The organism is Lentzea alba (genome assembly GCF_047445655.1).
Taxonomy (GTDB): Bacteria; Actinomycetota; Actinomycetes; order Mycobacteriales; family Pseudonocardiaceae; genus Lentzea; species Lentzea alba_A.
This window is the reverse complement of sequence record NZ_JAJAEG010000054.1, coordinates 24661-48032: the sequence shown is the minus strand read 5'-3', so window position 1 is coordinate 48032 and position 23372 is coordinate 24661. Positions and strand designations below refer to the sequence as shown.

Here is a 23372-nt window from a genome sequence, read left to right as displayed (position 1 = left end):
CTCCCGCCTCACTCATCTCACCACTGCCTTCGCTTCATGGTTACGTCCGCTACTGGCCTCCGTCCGGTCACCTGCATTGCGTGATCGGGCGTCGGCCGCGTGCGTCAGCTCTGCGCTGGTGACGCGGCAAGCGGAAACCGGCCTTTCGGCATACGCGAGCAAGACGCCGATCATGAACTCGCCGAAGTGCCGACCACATCGCTGCCGCAGAGGTTCTCAGCCGATCATCACTCAAGTAGACCCAGCGCATTGACGGCAGAACGTCAACTCGGCCATGGACGGCATCTAGGACCACAAAACAGTGCCCATGAGCACATGCCAGTGCCCCCGGCGCGACCGTTCGCGGCAGTGATCTGCGGGATCCACAGACGTGGCCGGGACGTTGTTTCTCGTGGCGCTTCCAACGTTGCTTGTGCCGCTTGTAGCGCTGTGATGCTGGGAGCCGACTCAGCCCAGGCACTTGAGGATGTGGTAGATCGTCGAGTGCCCGATCTGCCCGTCGTGGTATCGACGCAGGTGCACCTCGATCTTCAGCTGTCGGAAGTGCTCGTGGGGTGTGGTGCGAAGCCCCTCCGCGAGCGCGGCCACCCCAGGTTTCAACCACCTGGGGGCGAGTGGTCTCGACGATCTGCGCGAATCCTGTGTCGTCGACGGAGCGGAACAGCTCATCGACATGGAACGGAGAAGGCAAGCCCTTCGGTATCGAGCGTGTTTCCCTGCGATGGCGCGCTGGAGACTCCTGTCCCGGTTTTTCGACCGGATTCCACTGTCTTCCCAAGGGCTTCCTGTCCACACAGTTCCACAGCCAGATGTGTCTCGTGTGGATGGACCGTGTGCAATAGGCGTTGACCAGCGCCGTCCGACGGTCTCACGCTTTGTCGACGTCGTAGCGAGCGTATAGGTCAGTTGACGTAAAGAGACGTACATCTCACCGCTGGGAACCTGTGGGTCGTTCAGCTGAAGCGGCAGCGGAACGCTTCAGTCCACAGTGGTCGGACGCTGGGAGGAACGGGTCAGGTATGTCGTTGTCGCCAGATGCTTCAGTCGCACCGAGATCATCTGTCCTGGTCGGCCGGGACGAGGTGATGTTGGTGTGTCTGGACGCGCTCGATGATGCCCGGTCGGGAACGGGAAGCACTGTCGTTGTTCGCGGCGGTGCGGGCGTTGGCAAAAGCGCTGTGCTGCGTGAGTTCGGCCGGATGGCTGAAGCGGCCGGGACGGCGACCGTGCTGAGCGCGGGAGGGTGCTACAGCGAACAGGATTGCGACTTCGGACTGGTCGAGAGGCTGTTTCCAAAGCTGGGCGGAGTCGCACACACACCCACGTCCGCCCTCCAGTTGTCGCATGACGGCGGGAAGCCCGTTGTGGTCATCGTGGACGACCTGCAATGGGGCGATCGTCGGTCGCTGCGCTGGTTGTCCGTGCTGGCGGAACAAGCGACCCAGTTGCCGGTCGTCCTCGTCGCCGCAGTGTGCGACGGAGTGCTGGGCGCAGGCGGAAGTGAGGTCGAGGACATTCTCTTCGCTGGTTCACATCACGTGCGGCTCGGCGGCGTGGACCGCTCAGGCGTCCGGCTGATGCTGGAACGACTGCGGGGCGAGCGTCCGAGCGAGTCTGTAGTGACGGAGTGCCTGCGCGACACCCGCGGGATTCCGCGTCTCGTGGCGGCGTTCGCACACGGGGACAACGGCGGCGTGGCATTGTCGACCAGGGTTCGTCTTCGCCGTGCGGGACCGGTGGCTCAGGACCTTTTCGCCTGTGTCGCGGTGTTCGGACAGGTATCGGTGGACGAGGCAGCGCGGTTCTGCGGACATCCCACTGCCGAGATCGTCACCACGTGCTCGACGCTATACGCTGCTGGGCTGCTCGAGTTCGCCGAGACCGAGATCTCCATCGCCCAACCGCTCGTGCGACAGGCCGTGCTGCGGGAGTGTCAACCAGCCGAACTGCGGGCGCTGCACGGGAAAGCTGCGAAGGTCCTGCATGCGGAAGGCGCCGAGCCGATCGAGGTCGCCCAGCACCTCCTCCGCGGAGATTCCAATGCGGAATGCTGGGTGGTGGACGTCCTGCTCGCTGCTGCCGAGCGTGCGATGTCGGCGGGAGACCCGGATTTCGCGGCGCGACTGCTTCGGCGCGCGCTGGCCGAAACCCAGGAGCAGGAGTCGCCCCTCCTGCTGTTCCGGCTTGCTGAGGCGTATGCGCGCACCGATGTCGTCGAGGCCTCCAGAACCTTGGTCGCTGCGGTGAGGTCCGCGCCACCTGAGGCTGCTGTGGTGGATCTTGGCCTGCTCGACGTGATGCTGCTGGACGGGCGTGGGGACCAGGCAGCGATGGTCGCGGCGGCCGTCGACAACCGCGACGGTACCGCGGCGCGGATGCTGGCGCGGACGTCGTGGCGGCACGAGGACCTGCCCGAACCGTTGCGGGCTACCGAGGATTCGCTGCTCTCGGCGCTCGCGGCCATGAACCATGCGATGGCAGGGCTGTCTCGGGAGGCGGTACTGGGCGTCGCGACCGAACTCTCTGACCGTGCTCTGGTGGACACCGACGTGATGTTGGCCCGGATCATCTCCTCGGACCTGTTCGTGTTCGCCAGCAGGCTCAACGCCGCGCAGGAATCGTGTGATCCAGTTGTGGCCGTTGCCGATTCCTTGCGGCATTTGCCCGTCCTGGCGTGCGCACTGGCCGTGCGTGCGCACATCCGCCAGCGCAAGGGCGAACTTGTAGCGGCCGTGCGGGATGTGGAACGGGCGCTGGATGCCGCAGTCACCTGCGGTCTGGACCAGACCGGTGGGGTGGTGCGGTCGATGCTCGCTCGACTGGTCGACATCTCGCTCGATCGGGGTGACACCAGGGGCGCGGCCGATTTGTTGACGGCGGGCCAGCCGATCGCCGCCGACATCGTCGAACCCGGCGGCGAGGTGCTCCTCTTCGCAAGGGCTAGATTGAGAGCAGCCACCGGCGACTTCCGGCGGGCGCGCACCGATCTGGTGCGTTGCGGCGATCTGCTGATGTCCAAGGGAATGCGCAACCCTGCCTGGGTGCCGTGGCGGGGCAGACTCGCAGTGGTGCTGGCGTCCATGGACGCGGAGACGTCGGCTCTGGAACTCTCTGCCGAGGAAATCGCGGCGGCGCGGCAGTGGGGGGCGCCAGCGACGGTGGCGCAGGCGCTGCTCACAGGGAGCGCGGTGGCGCCCGACAGCTCCTTGTTGATGCTCGATGAGGCGGTTGAGTTGCTCACCGGATCCGAGGACGTGTTCCTGCTCAGCCGGGTGCTGCTGCGGCGGGGAAAGCTGCTCTCGCGCAGTGGGAATGTCGTGGCGGCCAGAGCGGAGTTGCGGCGAGCACACGAGATTGCAGCAGGGTTGGAGTGCGAGCACCTTCTCGGGCGCATCCGCGCCGAGATCGCGGCGATCGGCGGCAAGCCCCCGAAAACGAGCGGGAAGGGTGTCGACAGCCTGACAGACGCGGAAAGTCGTGTCGCCCGGCTCGTTGTGCTGGGCCGCAAGAACCGGGAGATCGCCCGCGAACTCTTTGTGCAGGAACGCACCGTTGAGGTGCATTTGACGAGGGCCTACCGAAAGCTCGGCGTCGAGGGTCGGGCTCAGCTCATCAGGCTCTTCAGCGAGTCGGGAGGACTTGGTCGATGATGAAGAGACGTGGTGCGTTGATCGTGGCGTGCATGATTCTCGTGTCGTCGTGTGGCGTTGGCACAGCGAACGATGGTGTGGAAGGCTGCGACCACAGCGATGGCACCCTCGTGATCGGTGTCATCGCGTCGCTCAGCGGTGAGGTCGCGGCTCGCGGCACCGGCCTGCTCAACTCGGTGAACCTAGCCGTCGAACAGGCCAATGAGCGGTGCTCAGTCAAGGGATACCGCCTTGAGATCGCCGCGAAGGACGAGCGCAAAGATCCGGCCACGGCAGTGCGCGCGGCCAGGGAACTCGCAGCGGACCCGAGAACGGTCGGTGTCATCGGTACGCAGGGATCGCACACCGGGCAGGCCGTGCAACCCGTGCTCGCGGACAAGAAGATCGTGCAGATCTCCCCGGCCAACACCAACCCTGCGTTGACGAAGGGGCCTCGCTTCGGCACCGCGCCCGCACGTCCGTTCCCCGCCTACTTCCGGACCTGTACGACCGACGACAACCAGGGTCGGTTCGCGGCGCGCTACCTGGTGAACCAGGCCGGTGTGCACACCGTCGCCGTGGTCAGCGACGGCAAGATCTACGGGGAAGGCCTCGCGGAGGCGTTCCTCGGTGAGGCGCAGCGGCTTGGTGCCGTCGTCGTCGCACGGGTGAGGATCGACGAACACGTCTCTGACCTCGGCGCCGTAGCGGGGAGCATCAGCGCGCTGGCTCCTGGCGCCGTCTACTACGGTGGGGAGTACGGCACGGCCGGCCGGTTGTCCAAGGCCCTCAAGGAAAAAGGTCTCGGCGCGCCGCTGATGGGTGGCGACGGCATCGTCGACCCGGCCTATGTCCGGCTCGTGGGCGTCACGGGCGATCTTGCCACCTCGGTGGGTGCGCCGCCGGACAGTCTCGACACCGCGAAATCCTTCGTAGAGGCCTACAACGAGCGCTACAGGGAGCCGTACGGCGCTTCCGGCAGTCTCGCCTACGACGCGGCCAACGTGCTGATCAGCAGCCTCGCCAGGACCCTGCGGAAGGTCGAGTGGGCGGAGGCCCGCAGGGAGGCTCTCATCGAGAACGTGCAGGCGTACATCGGTGAGGGGGCGAGCGGCACCGTCGCGTTCGACGAGTTCGGCGACACCATCACCAAGCTGCTGACCGTCTACCGGGTCGAGGACGCCGGCTTTGCCGCAGTCCAGACCGGCAAACTCGAAGGGTGACCCGTGCCGATCTCCACTGAAGTCGAACTCCGGGCTGTTGAAGGTTTCGACGAACCTGTCCGGCTCGTTCCGCCACGAGTGCGCGTAGCTGTCGCCGTGGTCGCGCTGGTCGTAGTCGCCGGAGCGTTCTGGGCGTGCTTCGGGTCCCTCCCGCGCACGGTGGGCGCTCCCGGTGTGCTGACCCGGCCAGAAGGCAGCTTCACCCTACAAAGCCCCATCGCCGGCCAGATCACCGGCGTCTTCGTCCGTGAGGGTGCGACGTTCGCGGTCGACGCGCCCTTGTTCACGGTCATGGTTGGGAACACCACGCAGACTGTCAAGGCGATCGGCCGGGGTCGCGCCACCGCTCTGCTCGGCGAGGTCGGCCAGATTCTCGACAAGGGTGACCACCTGGCCGTGATCGAGCGGATGGAGGAGGGGAACTCCCAGCTCGTCGCCGTGCTCTACGTGTCGCCGGACAAGGTGGGGCTGGTCGCGGTTGGCCAGGAAGTAGACCTGTCGCTGCACGCAGCGCCAGCGCAGCAGTACGGCGTCCTGCGCGGCCAGGTGCAGTCCATCGACCGATTCCCCAGCAACCGAGAGCAGATCTCCGAGTTCCTCGGTGACAGCCAGCTCGGCGCCGCTTACAGTCAAGGCGGTCAGCCGTTCAAGGTTGTTGTGCGACTGATGAGGGCGGACACGATCAGCGGGTTCGCCTGGTCGACGCGTCAGGGGCCGTCATTCCAGATCGACTCACGCACCTCGGTCGACGGCACCTTCCACCTCGCGCCGATGCGCCCGCTCGACTGGGTGATCTCCTGATGGCGGCCCGGACACCGACGGTCCTGCAGATGGAGGTCGTCGAGTGCGGGGCGGCCTCGCTGAGCATGGTCCTGTCCCACCACGGCAGGCATGTGCCGCTCGAGGAGCTCCGCCTCGCCTGTGGTGTGTCGCGGGACGGCTCCACGGCCTCCAACGTGGTGCGTGCCGCGCGGAGCTACGGCCTCGCCGCCAGGGGCATCAGAACGCGCGCGGACCAACTCGCCGACCACCCGATGCCGATGATCCTCTTCTGGGAGCGCAAGCACTTCCTGGTGCTCGACGGGTTCGTGCGCCGGTTCGGCCGGACGTACGCACGGCTGAACGACCCGGCGCGCGGACGGCGCACGTTGCGGGCCGAGGAGTTCGAGGCGTCCTACTCCGGGATCGCGCTGACGATGCGGCCTGGGGAGGACTTCCGGCGCGGCGGTCGCCGTCGTGGCGTGCTCGCGGGTTTGCCCGCGCGGCTGAGCGGGATGACGGGCCTGCTCGGGCTCGCGATGACGGCGGGGCTGCTACTCGCGGTGGTGGGTGTGGCGAATCCAGCGCTGCTGCGGGCGTTCGTCGACTCGGTGTTCGTGCGGGGCGACCACTCCGTGCTCGGTCCGGTACTCGGGATGCTTGTGGTGACGCTGCTCGTGACGGGGTTGCTGACCGCGCTGCAGCAGGGTTTCCTGCTGAGGGCCCGGATCGTGGGCGGCACGCTGGGGAGTGTGCGGTTCGTGCACCACCTGCTGCGCCTGCCCGCAGTGTTCTTCGGGCAACGTGGGCAGGCCGACCTAGGTAACCGGGTGCGGTTCAACGACGACGTCGCGAGCGTCCTGTCCAAGGAACTCTCCGGACTCGCCGTCAACGTGCTGATGATCCTTTTCTACGGGTCTCTGCTGTGGACCTACAACCCGTTCCTCACCGTGCTCAGTGTGGGCATTGCCCTGGCACACGTCGCCGCGATGAGGATCGTCACCCAGGTCCGTGCTGCGGCGGTGGACAAGGCCGACACCGACGAGGTCGCCCTGATGTCCGCGTCGTACCACGGACTCCGCACGATCGAGACGATCAAGGCATCCGGTGGCGAGGAGGAGTACTACCGCCGGTGGGCGGGTGCGCTGGCGAAGGTGGTGTCCAGCCACCAGAAGATCGGCGGGCCCACCGCCGTGCTCGCTGCCGTAGGACCGGTGCTCGCCATCGTGAACACGGCGCTGATCCTGCTCATCGGCGGTCTGCAGGCCGTCGAGGGCCTCATCACCGTCGGCGCCCTCGTCGCGTTCCAGGCGTTCACCACCGCGTTCACCAGCCCGTTGACCCAGGTCGTCGGTGTCGCCGGCAAGGTGCAGGACTTCGCGGTCAAGGTGGCCAGGCTGCGTGATGTGGAGAACTTCCCCGCCGAAGGCAGCGATCGTACGGAGCGCCCGGTCGCCTCGCTCGACGGGCATCTGGTGTTCGAGGACGTGACCTTCGGCTACGCCCCGCTGGACGATCCGCTGCTGCGCGAGGTGTCGTTCACGGTCCGGCCGGGGGAGCAGCTCGCGCTGGTGGGCCGGTCCGGCAGCGGCAAGTCCACCGTCACGCGGTTGCTCGCAGGGCAGTATCAGCCTTGGCGCGGCAGGATTCTGATCGACGGCGTACCGCGCGAGGAGCTGGCCCGGCACGTGCTGGCGGCCGACGTGGCATTCGTCGACCAGGACGTCTTCCTGTTCGAGGGCACGGTGCGCGACAACATCACGCTGTGGGACTCCTCGATTCCGGATGACGACGTGGTGGCCGCGTTGCAGGACGCGGCTGTCTACGAGGCCGTCGCCGCCAGATCGGGCGGCATCCACAGCCGCATCGCGGAGGACGGTCGTGACCTCTCTGGCGGCCAGCGGCAACGGCTGGAGATCGCGCGCGCGTTGGTGCGCAGGCCCCGGTTGCTGGTACTGGACGAAGCAACCAGCGCGCTCGACACCGCCACCGAACGTCATGTGATGGCGAGTGTTCGGCGGCGTGGGTGCGCCACGGTCGTCGTCGCGCACCGGCTCAGCACGGTGCGGGACAGCGACGAAATTCTTGTGCTGGAACGAGGTGTCGTCGTCGAACGGGGTACGCACGACGACCTCGTCACGGCAGGTGGCCCCTACAGCGCGTTGATCCGGGAGCGCTGACATGACGCACCTGCTCAAAGATCAGCCAACGGGCACTCCCTCGCTCTGGCTGGTGTCGGCCGGCACTGCCGAGCTGTTCGCGGTCGCCGGAAACGGCCCTTGGCACCACGTCGGACAGGTCGAGGCAGGAACCGTGTTGCTCTCGGTGACCGGCTACGACCTCGTGCTCCGGCCGGACGAGGACGCACTGTTGCGGGAGTTGTCCCTCACCGAGCTCTCCGAGCCGTTGATTGCGGCGGGACTGGGTCAGGGGCTGACGACTGTCGCGGAACACCTGGGCGCCGAACCGCCGCGAGACCTTGCGCGGCACGTGGACGCGTTGCGCGACTGGATCACGGCCGCGCTGGACATCGCGATCGGTCGTCGACTGCACGAGCGCGAACGTCAGGCGGACGCGCACCGGGACGAGGACCGCGCCGTCGCGGAGCGGGCGACGCGGTCGTTGCGGGCGGTCCTGAGCCCGGCGGAACAAGCTGTTCACGCGGGCACGATCCTCAACGCGGGCCCCGTCCTCGCCGCGTGCGCCCTGGTCGCGAACGACCTGGGCCTGACGCTCACCCCACCTCCCCGTCACACCACTTCGGGTGCCGCCCTGGTCGAGGAGATCGCCGCGTATTCCGGCGTGCGAACGCGCGTCCTCACCCTCACCGGTCGCTGGTGGCGCGAAGACACCGGACCACTGGTGGGTCGCAGGGAAGACACCGGTGACTTCGTCGCGTTGCTCTGGCGGCGAGGTGGATACCAGGTCCATGATCCGGCAACCGATACGGGCGAACGGGTGAACGCCCAAATCGCGGCGAACTACGCCGCCCAGGCGGTCCAGTTCTACCGGCCGCTCGCGGACGGCCCAAGGCCGAAGCGGCGACTGCTCCTGCACGGCGTGCGTGGCAACGGGCGAGACCTCGCTTTGCTCGTGCTGAGTGCGCTCGTGGCGGTGGCGATCAACCTTCTCATCCCCGTCGCGACCGGACAGGTGCTTGGAAGACTCGTGCCCAGCGCCCAGAGCGGGCTCATCGTCCAGGCCGGCGCCATGCTGATCGCGGCCGCCGTCGCGGCGGGCGCGTTCGGCGTGGTGCAGAACTTCACGCTGTTGCGCATCGAGGGCCGTTTCGAAGCGGCCCTTCAGTCCGCTGTCTGGGATCGGATGCTGAGGTTGCCGGTCGCGTTCTTCCGCCGGTTCGGCATCGGTGAGCTCGCGTTCATCGCGCTGGGCGTGGGGTACGTGCGGCAGGCCGTTTCGACCGTCAGCGCCACCATCGTGCACTCCACGATCGTCGCGGTGCTCAACTTCGCGCTGTTGTTCCTGCTCGACGTGAGGCTCGCGCTGCTCGCCACGGTGCTGTTGCTGGTCGCTGCCGCGGTGTTCACGGTGCTGGGCGTTCGGCAGACGTCGTGGCAGGCGAAGTCCGTGCGGCTAGGTCACGAGATCATGAGTCGCGTCTTTCAGACGTTGCGCGGTCTGCCCAAGCTCCGGACCGCCGACGCGACGCGGCGGGCGTTCGCGAACTGGGCTGCCGCGTACGCCGCCCAGAAGGAGATCGACAAGAGGGCGGGCCGGTACCAGAACATCGTCGCGGTGTTCAGCTCGACCTACCCGATCCTGTGCACTGTCGCGTTCTTCGCCGTGATCGCCGGTCCCGTGCGGAACGACCTCTCCGCGACCGCCTACCTCTCGTTCAACGCGAGCTTCGCGATCATGCTGGCCGCGACGATCCAGGTCGCGACAGCGGTGACGACCAGCATCGAGGCGTTCCCGCTCGTGGAACGGATCGTTCCGGTGCTGACCGAACCTCGCGAGGTGCGCGCCGGGGCCGTCGATCCGGGCGAGATCTCCGGCGAGATCACCGTGAACCGGTTGACCTTCAGCTACGCGGAGAACATGCCGCCGGTGCTGGACGACATCTCGTTCCACGTCGGCGCGGGAGAGTTCGTCGCCATCGTCGGGCCCAGCGGGTGCGGCAAGTCGACTCTGCTCCGGCTGCTGCTGGGGCTCGAGCAACCGGCGACGGGCACCGTTCTCTACGACGGCAAGGACCTCGCGACGCTCGACGTGGTCGCGGTGCGCAGGCAGTGCGGTGTCGTGCTGCAGCAGGCGATGCCGTCGGAGGGCAGCATGCTGGACGCGATTACCGGCGGCCGCGGGCACACCGAGCAGGACGCGTGGACGGCCGCCGAGATGGCGGGTCTGCGGGCGGACATCGAGGCGATGCCGATGGGCATGCACACCGTCATCACCGACGCGTCCGCGTTGTCCGGCGGTCAGCGGCAACGTGTCACGATCGCGAGCGCGCTCATTCACCGCCCCCGTGTGTTGTTTCTGGACGAGGCGACCAGTGCGCTGGACAACGAGACCCAGCGCGTCGTCGCGGAGAACACCCGGCGACTGAACGCGACGAGAATCGTTGTTGCGCACCGGCTGTCGACGGTGCAGGACGCGGACCGGGTCGTCGTGCTCGACGCGGGCAAGGTCGTGCAGGTCGGCAGTCCCGCCGAGTTGCTCGCGGATCCGAACGGTCTGTTCCACCGGCTCGCCCGGCGCCAGCTCACCGACGATCCCAGCTGACTCAGCTGTCGCCCACCACCTCGCGGAGCTGATGGCGGCCGCGGACGCCGAGCTTCGCGTAGGCGTGGTGCAGGTGGGATCCGACGGTGCGAGGGGAGAGGTACATGCGCTCCGCGATCTCCCGGTTGCGCAGGCCCTGAGCGGCGTGCCGGACGATCTCCTGCTGCTGGGCGGTGAGCTTGGCCAGCGGTGACTCGGCCTGCTGTCCGCCGACACCAGTGGCGCGCAGCTCGCGGCGGGTGATGCCCGACATCCCCTGCACCCTGAGGCGCTCGAACGTGTCCAGCGCGGCGAGGAGCAACGGCCGGGCGTCGAGTGACCGTCGCTGCCTGCGCAGCCATTGCGCGTAATGCAGCTGTGCCATGGCGTGGTGCAGGGGCCACCTCGACGCGGAGAGGTGGGTCGCCGCGACGCGGTAGTGCTCTTCGACGTCGTCGGTGTCGCCCAGGAGGGCTTCCGCGTGGTGCAGGGTGATGATCATTCGGTCGCTGGGGTGCGCGTGGGCGTAGGCGCGGGCGTTGCGGACGATCGGCGCGATCTCCTGGGCACGGCCGCTCAACGCCGCCGCGAGCGCGAGTTCGGTGAGTGACCGGATCGCGAGATAAGGGTGCCGGGGCAGGCCGTCAGCGGTGAACAATGTTCGCAGCTGCCGGAATGCGCCGTCGTTGTCGCCGTTCACCAGCGCTGCGATCCCGGAGGCGCGCTGGACTCTGGCGTGCGTGGCCCCGTTCTCGAACAAGTCCAGCGGTACATCGTCCGTCCATGCGGGAGGTTCACCGCGCAACGCGCTCAGCTCATCCTGCAGCGCTTTCGCGTCGACTGCGAGGTAGCGGTGCCGACGCAGCAGTGCGATCGCGCGGAGTTTGCACAGCAGGTGACCGGCCTGCTCCCAGTGTCCGGTGGCGATCATCGACGCTGCCACGGCTGGCAGAAATCCAAGGTCGATGCCGCGTACCTGCTGAGTGTCCAGTGCAGTCAGCAGCGGTTGCATCGCGGTGACGCACTGTTCCGGTTCGTCTGCCAGAAACGCGACCACGCCATAGCATTTCCGGCGGATGATTTCGGCGTAGCCGTCCAATGCACGGTGCACCGCCGCGTCGTCGGTACGGACTAGGCGTAAGGCGCGCGCCGGGTCCTCCAGCGCGCGGATGAACTCCCGAGCTGCAGGCCGGACATCGCGAGGGAGCAGGTCTGAGTGTGTGCCGTCATCGGCGCAAAGTTCGCCGAACGAGGACGACACGGCCCGGTAGTGCTCCCGCAGACCGGACTGGAACGCGATCGAGGCCATCAGCGAGATCAGCATGAGGGCGGTTCCGGCCTCGGCTGGGTTGGTCGAACTCAGGATGTTGTGCGCCAGGGAGAACGCTTCACATTGGCGGCCGTCGAGCGCCATGGCATGTGCAGCGCTGACGGCCGCTGCCGCGAGCACGTGCTGGTCGGTCGCCGACCCGACGAGCTTTGCGTGCAGGTCCCGCAGCCACGTCGGGTCGCCGACGTAGTTCGCGGCGTGCAGGGCCTTGGCATAGCGACTGGTTCGTTCATCGGTGGCGGGCGTGTACTCGGCGGAACGCTCGAATGCTCGTGCAGCCGCTTCGAAAGCACCGCGTTCCAACGCGGCTTCGGCCGCCTGTGCCAGCGTCTCCGCAACTGTTTCCTCCGCCAGCACAGTGCTTTCCGCGAGGTGCCACGCGCGCCACTCTGGCGGGGAGACCTTTGCGAGTTCACGATGTACAACGGCACGGTGGCCCGCAGACGCGTACTCGTATGCGGTTTGCTGGATCAGTGGGTGGTGGAAGACGATGCGGCCGCGGGCGATGGTGATCAGGTCGGCGCTCTCGGCCGGTTCCCACGCGGTCAGGTCGTTGCCCATGCCGCTGGCGAGCATCACCGCTCGCAGGTCTCCGTCGTGATGCGCAGCGGCATAGAGCAGCAGCCGGGCCGTTTCCGCCGGCATCGCGCGTACCCGGTGCCCGAAGAGTTCACGGGCGCGATGGCTCATCGTGCCCTCGGGTGAGGCCGCACGGGCCAGTTCCACCAGTGCCAGCGGGTTGCCCTGAGCCCGCCGCAGCACGTCGAGCCGTGCGCACCCGGTCACCTGCCAGGGCAACGCGTCCACCAGCTGAGCGGCAAGCGGAGGACCGAGCGGTTCGAGCTCGATCACCGTCGTGGGACCGATCGCCCAGCAGGGACGGGCGAAACCTCGCGTGGTCACCACTATTGCCACGTTCGCGGTGTCTAGGCCACACAGCACGAATGACAGCAGTTCGTGCGACGCGGTGTCGGCCAGGTGCATGTCGTCGACGAGAACGACGGTGGGGCTCGTGCTTGTGGAGATCCGGGTGAGCAACTCGACCGTCGCCGTGCGCAGCACCAGGTGGTTCAGCGTGCCAGGCTCGGCGGTGATGCCGAGCGCGAGGTGCAGCTCGCGGCGGAGGTGCGCGGGCAGCTTGGCGATCTCGGGCAGTACCGGGCCGAAGAGCTGGCGCAGCAACCCGAACGGCCTCTCGGGCTCGGCCTGTCCACCGCATGCGGCCAGCACCCGGCAGCCCGCACGCGCGGCCGTGTGAGCGGCGATGTCGAGCAAGGAAGTCCGGCCGGAGCCGGTCGCGCCGAGCACGACCGCCGACCGCGCGCCGGTGACCGACGCGGTGACCAGGTCCGTGAGAGCGCTCACATGCGAGTCGCGTCCTACTAGACGATGCTCTGGTGTCATGGTGTGCCCGACCATCCCTGGACTGTAGGTAAGCGCTTTCCGGCTGGCGGGTGCCGGACTGATGTACGGGTGTTGTCCTGCTTACACGAGCGTTGCGCTCCGAGCCAGGTCGGCTGCTCCGAGCAGTCCCGCCCGCGCGCCCAGTCCGGCGGGCCTGATGGTCACCTCGGCGCGGGTCGGGTGCGTGCCGAACCCGGCAAGTGCGCGGCGGACGTGCCCGACGAACCGCGGATCGCAGCTCAGACCGCCGCCGACGATGATCTCCTCGGGGGCGAGGCATGCACCGAGGATCGTCAGGCCGTGCGCCAGATGACCGTCGACGGTGGCGACGACCTGTGTGGCGCGGTGGTCTCCGGCCTCCGCCGCGGCAAGGACGTCCTCGCTGGAGTTCCACCCACAGCGGCGCGCCTCGGCGACGAACGCCGAACCGTTCGCGTACCGCTCCCAGCACCCCGTCGCCCCACACTCGCAACGCCGCCCGCCGGGCATGAGCGGCAGATGTCCCCACTCGCCGCCGAGTCCTCGGTGGCCCTTGGTCGGCCGATCACCGACTACCGTCCCGCCGCCGACTCCCGTTCCGATGGTCACCAGCACGGCAAGGTCGCGGACGCGACCTGCGCCGAACCGGTGCTCAGCCCAGGCGGCCGCGTGCCCGTCGTTGCTCAGCCGTACGTCCTGTCCCAGCGTTGTGTGCAGGAGGCCTCCCAGTGGCAGGGCCTGCCAGCCGAGGTCGAGTGCACACAACACGACGCCCCGGACCTGATCGGCCGGTCCGGGTACTGCGACCCCGACGTGGGACACGGCATGCCGTGCCTGCAAGGCCCGCACGAGGGTGATGATCTTGGTGACCGCCGCGCCGCCCCTCCCTGTGACGGTGTGGGATCCGACGTCCGCCGCCGATCCGTCGGAGTCGACGACTCCGCAGGCGATCTTGGTGCCTCCCACCTCGAGGCAGAGCGCGGGAGTCGAGATCATGCGCTGTCCTCCAGGTCTGGTCTTGCCTGTCGTCCGAGACGTTCGGTAGCTTTGGTTTAGTTTCGTATGCGATCGAAACAAGTGGTCGATGGTAGCAAATAAGAAGCATTCGAACATGTCAAGGTGTGGCAGCCTGGAGGTGCTGTGACGAGCCCGGTACGGCTGGGGTTGATCGGCTGCGGCCGGATCGCCCAGGTCGCCCACCTGCCCGCGGCGGAGAAGGCGGAAGGCATCAAGCTGGTCGCGGTGTGTGATCCGGACGCCTCGGTGACCGGCGCGGTTGCGGCTCGTTACGGAATCGGCACCGTGCACAACGACCACACCGCCCTGCTTGCCGAGCCCTCGATCGAGGCTGTCCTGATCGCCGCGCCCGACCGGTTCCACTTCGACCTCACCAGGGCCGCGCTCGCGGCGGGCAAACACGTGCTCGTGGAAAAGCCCCTGGCCAGCACGGTGGCGGAATGCGACGAACTTGTCGCGCTGGTGCGCACGGGCGGGCTCAAGCTCCAGGTCGGAGCGATGAAACGGCACGACCCCGGCCTGGAGTTCGCCCACCGGTTCGCCGACGCGAAACTCGGCCAGATCCGTTCCTTCCACGCCTGGTACCGCATCGGCAGCATTCGGCCCGGCGTCGAAGCGACGTTGTTCCCGAAGGTCTTCGACGACGACATGCGACGGCACGCCGAGACGACGTTCAAGGTCGACCGGGAGCGCTACCTTCTCGCTACCCACGGTGCGCATGTGTTCGACACCGTGCGGTTCCTGCTCGGCGACGTGAAGGCCGTGACGGCGGCGCACCGGGGGTTCGGGCGCGACCACGCCTGGAACGTGCTCGTGACGCTGGCGTCCGGTGTGGTCGGCTCAGTGTCGATCACTGTGGACGTAGCGGGTGACGGGGCCGAGGGGATCGAGGTGTTCGGCGCGACCGGGCAGGTGGCCGTGCGCACCCACTTCCCGTTCTTTCGCAGGGCGTCCGACGTGTGGGCGTACAGCCTCGCGGACGGCGTGGCCACCGTGCCGGTGCTGGCCGACACCGACGCCTACGAACGACAGGTGGAGGCGTTCGCGCGCGCGGTTCGTCGTGATCTGCCCGTCAGCCCGGACGCGGAGGACGGTCTCGAGGCGGTCCGGATGATCGCCGCCGTGGAACAGTCCGTCGTCGCGGGTGCGGAGGTGCTCCTGTGACTTTTCCCGCGCGCCTCGGCGTTTTCGCTCGCACCTTCGTCCGTGACCGGCCCGCGGAGGTGTCGGCCGCCGTCGCGCAGGCCGGGTATTCGCTGGCCCATTGGAACTTCGCGGCGATCGGGCTGCCCACGCTCGGCGACGGCGTGGCCGAGGACGTGTTCGCGGACGTGCGCACGGCGTTCGAGGCAGACGGTCTGCGCATCCCCAGCGTTTCGGGCAGTTTCAACGCGATCGAACCCGACCCGGAGTGGCGCGCCGAGCAGGTCCACCAGGCGGTGCGGCTGATCGGGCAGGCTCCGTTGTTGGGCGCGGAGATCGTGACCCTGTGCACGGGCACGCGCAACACCCAGAACATGTGGCGCTCTCACCCGGAGAACACGAGCGCGTCGGCGTGGCGCGACCTGAGGGTCACGCTCGACGCGCTGCTCGTGGCGGCGGACGAGGCAGGGGTCGTACTCGGCGTCGAACCCGAGGCGGGCAACGTGGTGAACGACGCGTACGTCGCGGCCCGGCTGCTCAGCGAGCTCGGTGTCGACGCGCCGGTCGGCATCGTCTTCGACCCGGCGAACCTGCTCTCGCCTGGCACGCTCCACCGTCAGATCGACATCCTCACCGAGGCAGCCGATCTGCTCGGGCCCCAGGTCGTCGCGGTGCACGCCAAGGACGTGGTGGACAGCGGGTATTCGGCGGCCGGTGCCGGAGGCATGGACTACGGCCTCGTTCTCCGGTTGCTCGACCGGATTCCGCCGGTGCCGGTGATCGTCCAGGACGTGAGCGAGGTTGACGCCGTCAGGGTACGTGGCGATCTTCTCGCGTGGCACCGTGTTGTCAGATCATGACCGGGCTTCGCCGCACGCCGCAGCCGCCCTGACCACAATGCGTGAGCTGCGATCGAACTTCCGGCTCAGGACAGCAGCCGCCTGCTAACGTCGTGGGTGTGCCCGCGGAACAGCCCGTTTTCGCCGAGGAACGGCAGCAGAAGATCCTCGCGATGGTCAACGCGCAGGGACGCGTTCGCATCGCCGAACTGGTGACCTTGCTGAAAGTGTCGGAACCGACGATCCGCAAGGACCTGAGCGCGCTCGAGGAGCAGCGGCTGGTGCGTCGCACGCACGGCGGCGCGATCGCGGTGCACACCCAGTTCGAGCGCACGATCGCCGCGCGCAGCGAGTTGCACGGCGCGGCCAAGGACCTGATCGCCAAGGCGTGCCTGGCGGAGATCGTCGCCGGTGACTCGATCTTCCTTGACAGCGGCACCACTGTGCAGCGGATCGCCGAGGCGCTGGACCAGGTCCACGTGAACGTGCTGACGAATGCGCTGGGCGTCGCCGCGACGCTGGCCGACCGACCGATGGTCCGGCACACGCTGCTCGGAGGTTCGGTGCGGTCGCTGGGTGGCACGCTGGTCGGCCCGGTGGCGATCGAGACGCTCGGCCGGTTCACCGTGAACACCGCGTTCATCAGCGCGAGCGGCTTCACCCAGGACGGCGTGTCCGTTGCCGACGTGGCCGAGGCCCAGGTCAAGCAGGCCGTGATCGAACGGGCGCGCCGGGTCGTGCTGGCGGTGGACAGCAGCAAGTTCGGCGTGCAGGACTTCGTCGCCGTCTGCCCGCTCGACAGAATCGACGTCGTGATCACCGAGGCCGCGTGTGACGACGTCAAGGCGATCTGCGCTGAGCACGGGGTGCGGCTGATGATCGTCTGAGCGGGTGGGGCAGGTGCAGGCCGTCGCCGGTCCAGCGGATTCCGCGTAGATCGCGCACGGTCACGGCAGCCGGCGCGCCGAGGCCGACGCCGACCACCTGTGCCGGCTTTGCGGCGAGACCCGCGGCTATCCCGGTGAGGCTGTCCTCGAAGATCACGCACTCCCCGATCGGCAGACCGAGCGAGGCGGCACCGCGCAGGTAGCCCTCAGGATCGGGTTTGCCACACGTCACGTCTTCGCTGGTGATGGTGACCGGTGGCGGTGGCAACCCGGCGGCGGCGAGCCGGGCCGCCAACAGACCAGGGGAAGCGGACGTGACCACACCCCAGTTCTCCGGCAGGGCTGCGAGAAGCTGAGCAGCGCCGGCGATCGGTGAGGTCATGGCGGCGCCGTCGATCTCGATGCGGTCGATCCGCAGCAGAGCGGGCTTGTGCAGGACCAACGGCAGGTGCAGGCGCACGGTGTCCCATGAACGCCGTCCATGCACGCCTTTCAGCACTTTGGTGGGGTCGAGTCCGTACTCACAGGCCCACTGCGTCCACGCCCGCTCCCCCGCGAGGGTGGAGTCGACGAGGACACCGTCCACGTCGAACAGCACACCGCGGCAGTCCAGCTTCACGGCGCGATCACTCTCTTCAGAGAGGCGCGGTCGTCGTGCTGCGCCAGACCGAACCGGTGCGTCACCAGGCCGTCGGGCCGGATGCGTTCCGTCCGCAGCATTCGCATCGCGCGGTCGAAGCCGAAGGAACGGGTGAAAGGTGCATTGACGGTCAGTTCACCGTGGAGGAAGTCATAGGGGTTCACGGACAGCGGCGCAGTTCCGCCGCCATTCCGTAGATCAGCAAAGTGCAGCCCTCGTGCAGCAAGCCGAGCCCGTGCGACATCGCCGACGGGGACCCGGTCGCGTCGATCATCGCGGCCAGCCCGTCCGGCGCCAGGCTCCGCAGTTCCGCCGCGGCGTCGGGCTTTGACGGCGTCGAGGACGTGACCGTCACCCGCCCGACGGCGGCGCGCAGCAGTTGCGTGACGAGCCGGCCGCCTGGTCTCGTCTCCGACGATCGGCACGCCGCTGTCTGTTTGCGCGCGGAGCAGGTCCAGGCCGTGGATGGCGCAGGAGAACGGCTCGGCGAACCCGTCGGGCGTGGTGACGACGAACGCCTCGGGGTTCTCGCTGAGACCCGGCTGAGCGCGCCGGCGGCACGCGCAGCCGCGGCAGGGGACCACGTTGTCGACGGCGACCAACTGAACCGTGGCAAACCTGGTAGCGCCTTCCCCGAGAGCGACGACCTCGCCCACCATCTCGTGCTTCGGCGCCAATCGGTACATCGGACCGAGCTCGCCGGTGTGCCGGTTTACCCCCGCGCCGCAGACACCGGTGACAAGAACGCCGAGTAGCACCCCGCTGTGTACCAGTTCAGGATCGGTGAAGGGCTGCTCCAGCGGCCGGGTGCACCGGATGGTCTTCAAAACGGCGTTCTTCCGATCGGCGGGGCAGATCAGGTGCAACTGTTGAGCCTCTGGCAGCTGCTGGCGACGGCGACGGCGACGAAGGCGCTCCCACCGAGGAGCGCCGAGAGAGTGAGCGCTGCGGCTATGGCGCGCTTGACCACAGTGGATCTCCGGCTCATTTCGGTTCTCCGCAAGGAAAGGTTCATTTGTGCACAATGGACAGACTTCCGCGAGTGCCCGCCGTGTTCAGGCACGGCGGGCACTCGCGACGTCACCGCGCGGGCAACGTCGCCCTGATCGGCGTGTGGACCTCGCGCAGCCGCTGCCCGGTTCGCGCGTTGCCCGCCGCCACCACCTCAGCGAGGATGGACAGGGCGGTCTCGGCGAGTGAAGCTCCGCCGAGGTCAAGTCCGGCCGGGCCGTTCAGGCGGTCCAGACCGGTGGTTCCGTGCAGCCGCAGCAGCCGCCGGGCGTGGGTGGCCCGGCTGCCCAGCGCGGCGACGTGTCCCGCTCCGCTCAGCAGGGCCGCACGGATGGCGCGGTCGTCGATGCGAGGGTCGTGCGTGAGGGTGACGACGGCATCCGCGGCGGTGAGGTGGATGCCGCCGATCCATTCGTCCGGCCACGCGCGGATCACCTCGCAGCTGGCCGGAAACCCTCCGGACATCACGTGACCGGGGCGTGGATCCAGGATGATCACTCTGCGGTGCAGCGGTTCCGCCAGCCTCGCCAGTACCGCGGCGAGATCGGTGGCCCCGATCAGGACGAGAGTGCTGCGCAGTACCAGCTCCTCCACGAACGCGGGTCCGCCGGTACCGCGCCACGTGGCGGTGTCCGCCACCGACCACGAGTACGGCGGCTCCAGCTCGACGCGCACCGCCAACGGCCGGTCGTCCGCCAGCGCCGAGGTGATCGCGGCGCGGATCGGCGCCGCAGGGGTACGGGTGAGCAGAACCTGGAGTTCGCCCGCACATGCCGGCGTTTCCTCCCACGGCATCAGGTGCGCGCCGGGTGACACCGCGGCCACCTTGGGCGCGGCGCCGTCCAGCACCGCGCGGGCCGCGTCCAGGACCATGCCTTCAACGCAGCCGCCAGACACCGAACCGCGCCACGTGCCGTCTTCTGCGATAGCCATGGTGGCGCCGAGCGGCCGGGCGCCTGGACCGTCGCGGTCCACCAGACGAGCCAGCACGACGTCGTGACCCGCGTCGTGCTGAGCCTCGACGAACGGCCAGATTTCCCGCAGCACGGCGCTCATGCCTCGACGACGCGGTCAAGTCTGATCGGCAGATCCCGTTGACGCTTGCCGGTGGCGTGCCAGACGGCGTTCGCGATGGCGGCGGCAACCGCCACCACGCCGATCTCGCCCGGACCCTTCATCCCGAGCGGGTCGTCGGGCTCGTGGTCGTCGACGAAGTCGGCGTCGATGAACGGCACGTCCGCGTTCGCCGCGAAGTGATAGCCGGCGAAGTCCGCGTTTACGTGTCTGCCGGTGACCTCGTCGCGCACGATCTCCTCCTGCAGCGCGATCGACAAGCCCATGATCATCCCGCCGACGAGCTGGCTGCGGACCATCAGCGGGTTGACCACGCGGCCGACGGCGAAGCGTCCGACCAGCCTGCGCACCCGCACCTCGCCGGTGGCGGGATCGACGGCGACCTCGGCGAAGATCGCGCTGTACGAGTGTCGTTCGCGGTGCGGTCGGGACGTGATCGCCTCCGTGGTGTCGGAGGTGACCGACACCGGCAGCGGTGGCCCGGACGCCAGCTTTTCGCGCAGGTCCGCGGCCGCCGCGACGATCGCCCAACCCCACGACGTCGTGCCCAGCGACCCACCGGCCTGCCAGGCGGGACCGATGGCGCTGTCGCCGATCTTCAGGCGGATCCTGTCCCATCCGACGTGCAGCGCGTCGGCGGCGATCGCCTGCAACGCGGTGCGCGCCCCTGTGCCGATGTCGATCGCCGCGATCGAGACGGTGAACGTGCCGTCCCGCTCCGCCGTGATCGTCGCGGACGACGGGAACGCCGAGGTGAAGAACGAGGTGCCCGCCATGCCGGTGCCGATCAGCAGTCCGCCCTCCCTGCGGCGGCGCGGCCGGTGGTCGCGACCCGCCCAGCCGAACCTGCGCGCACCCTCGGACAGACAGCGGTGGAAGTTGCGGCTGGTGAACGGGAGTCCGGACACCGGCCCGACCTCCGGTTCGTTGCGCTTGCGGAGTTCCAGCGGGTCCATCAGCAGCCGCTCGGCCAGTTCGTCCATCGCGGACTCCAGCGCGAACGAGCCCGGCGCGGTGCCGGGCGCGCGCACCGACGCCACCGGCAGGATGTTCAGCGGCACCACGTTGATCCTGGTGCGGATCGCGTCGGCCGCGTAGAGCGTCTTGGCGATCTCCACGCAGTTCTCGATGAACTCCGCCTTGCCGGAGATCTCGAACGCGGCCTCGTGCCCGATCGCGCGCAGCCTGCCGTCCCTGTCGGCGCCCAGCCGCACGCGCTGGTCGGTGCGCGGCCGCGAGGACGTCGTCAGGAAGACCTCCTCCCTGCTCAGCTGCACGCGCACCGGGCGGCGGAAGACCATGGCGGCCATCGTCGCCAGGATCAGTTGTGGGCCGACCCCGGTCTTCGAGCCGAAGCCACCGCCGACCTGCTCCACCTGGACGCGCACCTCTGCCAGAGGCTTGTCGAACAGTGTCGCGAGAGAAGCCGCGACGCCGTACGGAGCTTGGTTCGAGTCGCTCGCGCGCACCGCGCCGTTCTCCAGCCACACCGTCGCCACGTGCGGCTCCATCGCGCAGGACTGCTGGGCGGGTGTGGTGTACCGCTCGTCCACCACGACGGCGGATCTGGCCAGTTCGGCGTCCAGGTCGCCCTTGTTCGCGTCCGGGCCGAACGTCGGCAGCGCGGGCCGGAGCGCCGGGTGGTCAGGAGAGAACGCGATGTCGGGCGGCTGCTCCACATAGGACACCCGCAGCTGCTCGGCTCCGGCACGGGCCTGTTCCGGAGTCTGGGCGACGACGAGCGCGACTGGCCAGCCGCCGTTGACGATCAGGTTGTCCTGCAGCAGCTGCAACTGGCCGTCCGGCCCGAAGAACGGGGTGCCCGCCTTCGGGTTGAGCCGCGGCGCGTTGCGGTGGTCGATGACACCGATCACGCCGGGCGATGCGAGCGTGGCGCTGGTGTCGATGGCGGTGATGCGGCCACGGGCGATCGTCGCGGTCACCATCGCGCCGTGCACGAGCCGGTCGACCTCCAGGTCGGCGGTGTAGCGCGCCTTGCCACTCACCTTGTCCCGGCCCTCGACTCTGGTGCGGGGCGAACCGATCGCCTTGCCGGGCGTGGTCTGCTCCGCGTCCATCGCCGCTTCCGCGCTGCCGCCGGACGAGACGGACAGCGCGGCGGCACCGAGGCCCATGCCCTTGAGCACCTGTCGGCGCGTGGTCATCGTGTCACTCCCATCCGGGTCAGCGGGCGATGTCGGTCAGCACGGCCTGTATCAGGTTGCGTGCGAGCGTCAGCTTGTAGCCGTTGTGGGGCAACGCTTTCGCGGCGGCGAGTTCGGCTTCGGCCGCGGCGCGGAACCTCTCCGGGTTGGCTGGGCCGCCGCGCAGCCTCTCTTCGGCGATCTTCGCCCGCCATGGGTGCGAGGCGACGCCGCCCAGCGCGATGCGCACCTCGCGCACCTTGCCGAACCGCACCTTCAGATCCGCCGCCACTGACACCGTCGCGAAGGCGTACGAGGCGCGTTCACGCACCTTGCGGTATCGCGACCGCTCTCCTGCAGCGGCGCGGGGGAGTGTCACCGATGTGATCAGCGCGCCGGCCGGTAGCGTCGTCTCCACGTGCGGCGTGTCACCGACTGGCCAGAAGAACCGCGAGATCGGGATCTCTCCCTTGCCGTCCAGCGTCTCGTACTGCACGACCGCGTCGAACAGCATCATCGGCACGGCCATGTCCGACGGGTTCGTGGCGACGCAGGCCGTTGACGCGCCGAGAATCGCGTGGTTGTGGTGCACGCCGTTCAGCGCGGCGCAACCAGTGCCGGGTGTCCGCTTGTTGCACGCCGAGGCCAGGTCTGTGAAGTATGCACACCTGGTGCGCTGCAACAAGTTTCCGCCGACTGTCGCCATGTTGCGCAGCTGCCCGGACGCACCGGCCAGCACCGCCTGCGACAGTGCCGGGTAGCGGCGGCGGATCTCCGGGTCGGCGGCGGCGTCGCTGTTCGTCGTCGTCGCACCGATCACGAGATCACCGTTGTGAGCCTCGCGTACCCCGGCCAGCGGCAGGGAACGCACGTCCACCAGGCGAGCGGGTGTCTCGACGCCACGCTTCATCAGGTCGACGAGGTTCGTGCCGCCCGCGAGGAACTTGGCGTTCTGCTGGCCGGACACCGAGGTCAGCGCGTCGCGGACGGCGGTGGCCCGGCGGTACGCGAACTCCTTCACTTCTTCACCTCCGCACGTCCGGCGGCGTCCAGAACGGCCCGCACGATCGACGGATAAGCGCCGCAGCGGCACAGGTTTCCGCTCATCCGCTCGCGCACCTCGTCGGCGTTGAGCGGGCGGCGCGGGCAGTCGGGGGAGACGTCCTCGGTGACGGCGCTCGGCCAGCCGGCCTTGTGCTCGGCGAGCACACCGACGGCGGAGCACAGCTGACCCGGAGTACAGAACCCGCATTGGAGCCCGTCGAGCCGCACAAACGCTTCTTGGACCGGTCGCAGTTCGTCGTGGCTGGCCAATCCTTCGACGGTGGTGATCTCGGCGCCCTCCGTAGCGACCGCGAGCGTCAGGCACGACACCACGCGCCTGCCGTTCACCAGCACCGTGCACGCGCCGCACTGGCCGTGGTCGCAGCCCTTCTTGGGGCCGGTGTTCCTCGTGTTCTCCCGCAACGCGTCCAGCAGCGTGCGGCGGTTGTCGATGGCCAGCCGGTGCGTTCTTCCGTTGACCTTCAACGATATTTCACTTCGAGTGGCGTCCGTCATCGGCCTCCCCT

17 protein-coding genes are annotated in these 23372 nt (G+C 68.5%); 8 read left to right on the top strand and 9 right to left on the bottom strand.

The genetic code is table 11. The features are described from left to right. Positions 1-447: 447 nt before the first annotated feature. Entirely contained in the window at positions 448-588 is a 141-nt protein-coding gene (locus tag LFM09_RS47385; RefSeq protein ID WP_414103227.1) for a hypothetical protein, read from the bottom strand. Between the two features lie 431 nt (positions 589-1019). Between LFM09_RS47385 and LFM09_RS47380 the strand changes: the two genes are divergently transcribed. The 5 genes from LFM09_RS47380 to LFM09_RS47360 are packed head-to-tail and all read left to right on the top strand — an operon-like array spanning position 1020 to position 10354. Next, on the top strand, positions 1020-3650 hold the full coding sequence (locus LFM09_RS47380) for a helix-turn-helix transcriptional regulator (RefSeq protein WP_414103226.1): 2631 nt from the start codon (positions 1020-1022) through the stop codon (positions 3648-3650). Beyond that, entirely contained in the window at positions 3647-4852 is a 1206-nt protein-coding gene (locus LFM09_RS47375) for a branched-chain amino acid ABC transporter substrate-binding protein (RefSeq protein ID WP_414103225.1), read from the top strand. The genes LFM09_RS47380 and LFM09_RS47375 overlap by 4 nt, the downstream gene beginning before the upstream one ends. 3 nt (positions 4853-4855) lie before the next feature. Continuing rightward, the gene (locus LFM09_RS47370) at positions 4856-5653 is read left to right on the top strand and encodes an HlyD family efflux transporter periplasmic adaptor subunit (RefSeq protein ID WP_414103224.1); all 798 of its coding nucleotides are present in this window, start codon (positions 4856-4858) and stop codon (positions 5651-5653) included. Further along, positions 5653-7791, top strand: a complete 2139-nt coding sequence (locus LFM09_RS47365; protein ID WP_414103223.1) for an NHLP family bacteriocin export ABC transporter peptidase/permease/ATPase subunit — start codon at positions 5653-5655, stop codon at positions 7789-7791. The genes LFM09_RS47370 and LFM09_RS47365 overlap by 1 nt, the downstream gene beginning before the upstream one ends. Before the next feature lies 1 nt (position 7792). Then, the gene (locus LFM09_RS47360; RefSeq protein WP_414103222.1) at positions 7793-10354 is read left to right on the top strand and encodes an NHLP bacteriocin export ABC transporter permease/ATPase subunit; all 2562 of its coding nucleotides are present in this window, start codon (positions 7793-7795) and stop codon (positions 10352-10354) included. A 1-nt stretch (position 10355) separates the two neighbouring features. On the opposite strand, the gene LFM09_RS47355 is transcribed toward LFM09_RS47360, so the two are convergent. Both LFM09_RS47355 and LFM09_RS47350 read right to left on the bottom strand, forming a co-directional pair. Then, positions 10356-13067: an AAA family ATPase gene (locus LFM09_RS47355; protein ID WP_414103228.1), complete on the bottom strand. Its 2712-nt coding sequence runs from the start codon at positions 13065-13067 to the stop codon at positions 10356-10358. Positions 13068-13148: 81 nt separating this feature from the next. Then, positions 13149-14042, bottom strand: coding sequence for an ROK family protein (locus LFM09_RS47350; protein ID WP_414103221.1), 894 nt, complete (start codon positions 14040-14042; stop codon positions 13149-13151). Positions 14043-14186: 144 nt separating this feature from the next. Between LFM09_RS47350 and LFM09_RS47345 the strand changes: the two genes are divergently transcribed. The 3 genes from LFM09_RS47345 to LFM09_RS47335 all read left to right on the top strand — a co-directional run bounded on the left by LFM09_RS47345 (position 14187) and on the right by LFM09_RS47335 (position 16932). Next, positions 14187-15227, top strand: coding sequence for a Gfo/Idh/MocA family protein (locus LFM09_RS47345; protein WP_414103220.1), 1041 nt, complete (start codon positions 14187-14189; stop codon positions 15225-15227). Further along, positions 15224-16066, top strand: a complete 843-nt coding sequence (locus LFM09_RS47340) for a sugar phosphate isomerase/epimerase family protein (protein WP_414103219.1) — start codon at positions 15224-15226, stop codon at positions 16064-16066. Before LFM09_RS47345 ends, LFM09_RS47340 begins: the two co-directional genes overlap by 4 nt. A gap of 98 nt (positions 16067-16164) precedes the next feature. After that, entirely contained in the window at positions 16165-16932 is a 768-nt protein-coding gene (locus tag LFM09_RS47335; protein ID WP_414103218.1) for a DeoR/GlpR family DNA-binding transcription regulator, read from the top strand. Here LFM09_RS47335 and LFM09_RS47330 read toward each other — a convergent pair. From LFM09_RS47330 to LFM09_RS47305, 6 genes are all read right to left on the bottom strand, one after another. Then, the gene (locus LFM09_RS47330; RefSeq protein ID WP_414103217.1) at positions 16886-17551 is read right to left on the bottom strand and encodes an HAD-IA family hydrolase; all 666 of its coding nucleotides are present in this window, start codon (positions 17549-17551) and stop codon (positions 16886-16888) included. The genes LFM09_RS47335 and LFM09_RS47330 overlap by 47 nt on opposite strands. Further along, positions 17548-18438, bottom strand: coding sequence for an alcohol dehydrogenase catalytic domain-containing protein (locus LFM09_RS47325; RefSeq protein WP_414103216.1), 891 nt, complete (start codon positions 18436-18438; stop codon positions 17548-17550). The genes LFM09_RS47330 and LFM09_RS47325 overlap by 4 nt, the downstream gene beginning before the upstream one ends. Before the next feature lie 214 nt (positions 18439-18652). Beyond that, positions 18653-19639: an XdhC family protein gene (locus LFM09_RS47320; protein WP_414103215.1), complete on the bottom strand. Its 987-nt coding sequence runs from the start codon at positions 19637-19639 to the stop codon at positions 18653-18655. Further along, positions 19636-21822 (bottom strand): xanthine dehydrogenase family protein molybdopterin-binding subunit, encoded by a 2187-nt coding sequence (locus LFM09_RS47315; protein WP_414103214.1) that lies wholly within the window; start codon positions 21820-21822, stop codon positions 19636-19638. The genes LFM09_RS47320 and LFM09_RS47315 overlap by 4 nt, the downstream gene beginning before the upstream one ends. Positions 21823-21841: 19 nt before the next feature. After that, a complete protein-coding gene (locus LFM09_RS47310; RefSeq protein WP_414103213.1) occupies positions 21842-22822 on the bottom strand; it encodes an FAD binding domain-containing protein in 981 nt (326 codons plus the stop codon). Continuing rightward, positions 22819-23361 (bottom strand): 2Fe-2S iron-sulfur cluster-binding protein, encoded by a 543-nt coding sequence (locus LFM09_RS47305; RefSeq protein ID WP_414103212.1) that lies wholly within the window; start codon positions 23359-23361, stop codon positions 22819-22821. The genes LFM09_RS47310 and LFM09_RS47305 overlap by 4 nt, the downstream gene beginning before the upstream one ends. Positions 23362-23372: the final 11 nt, after the last annotated feature.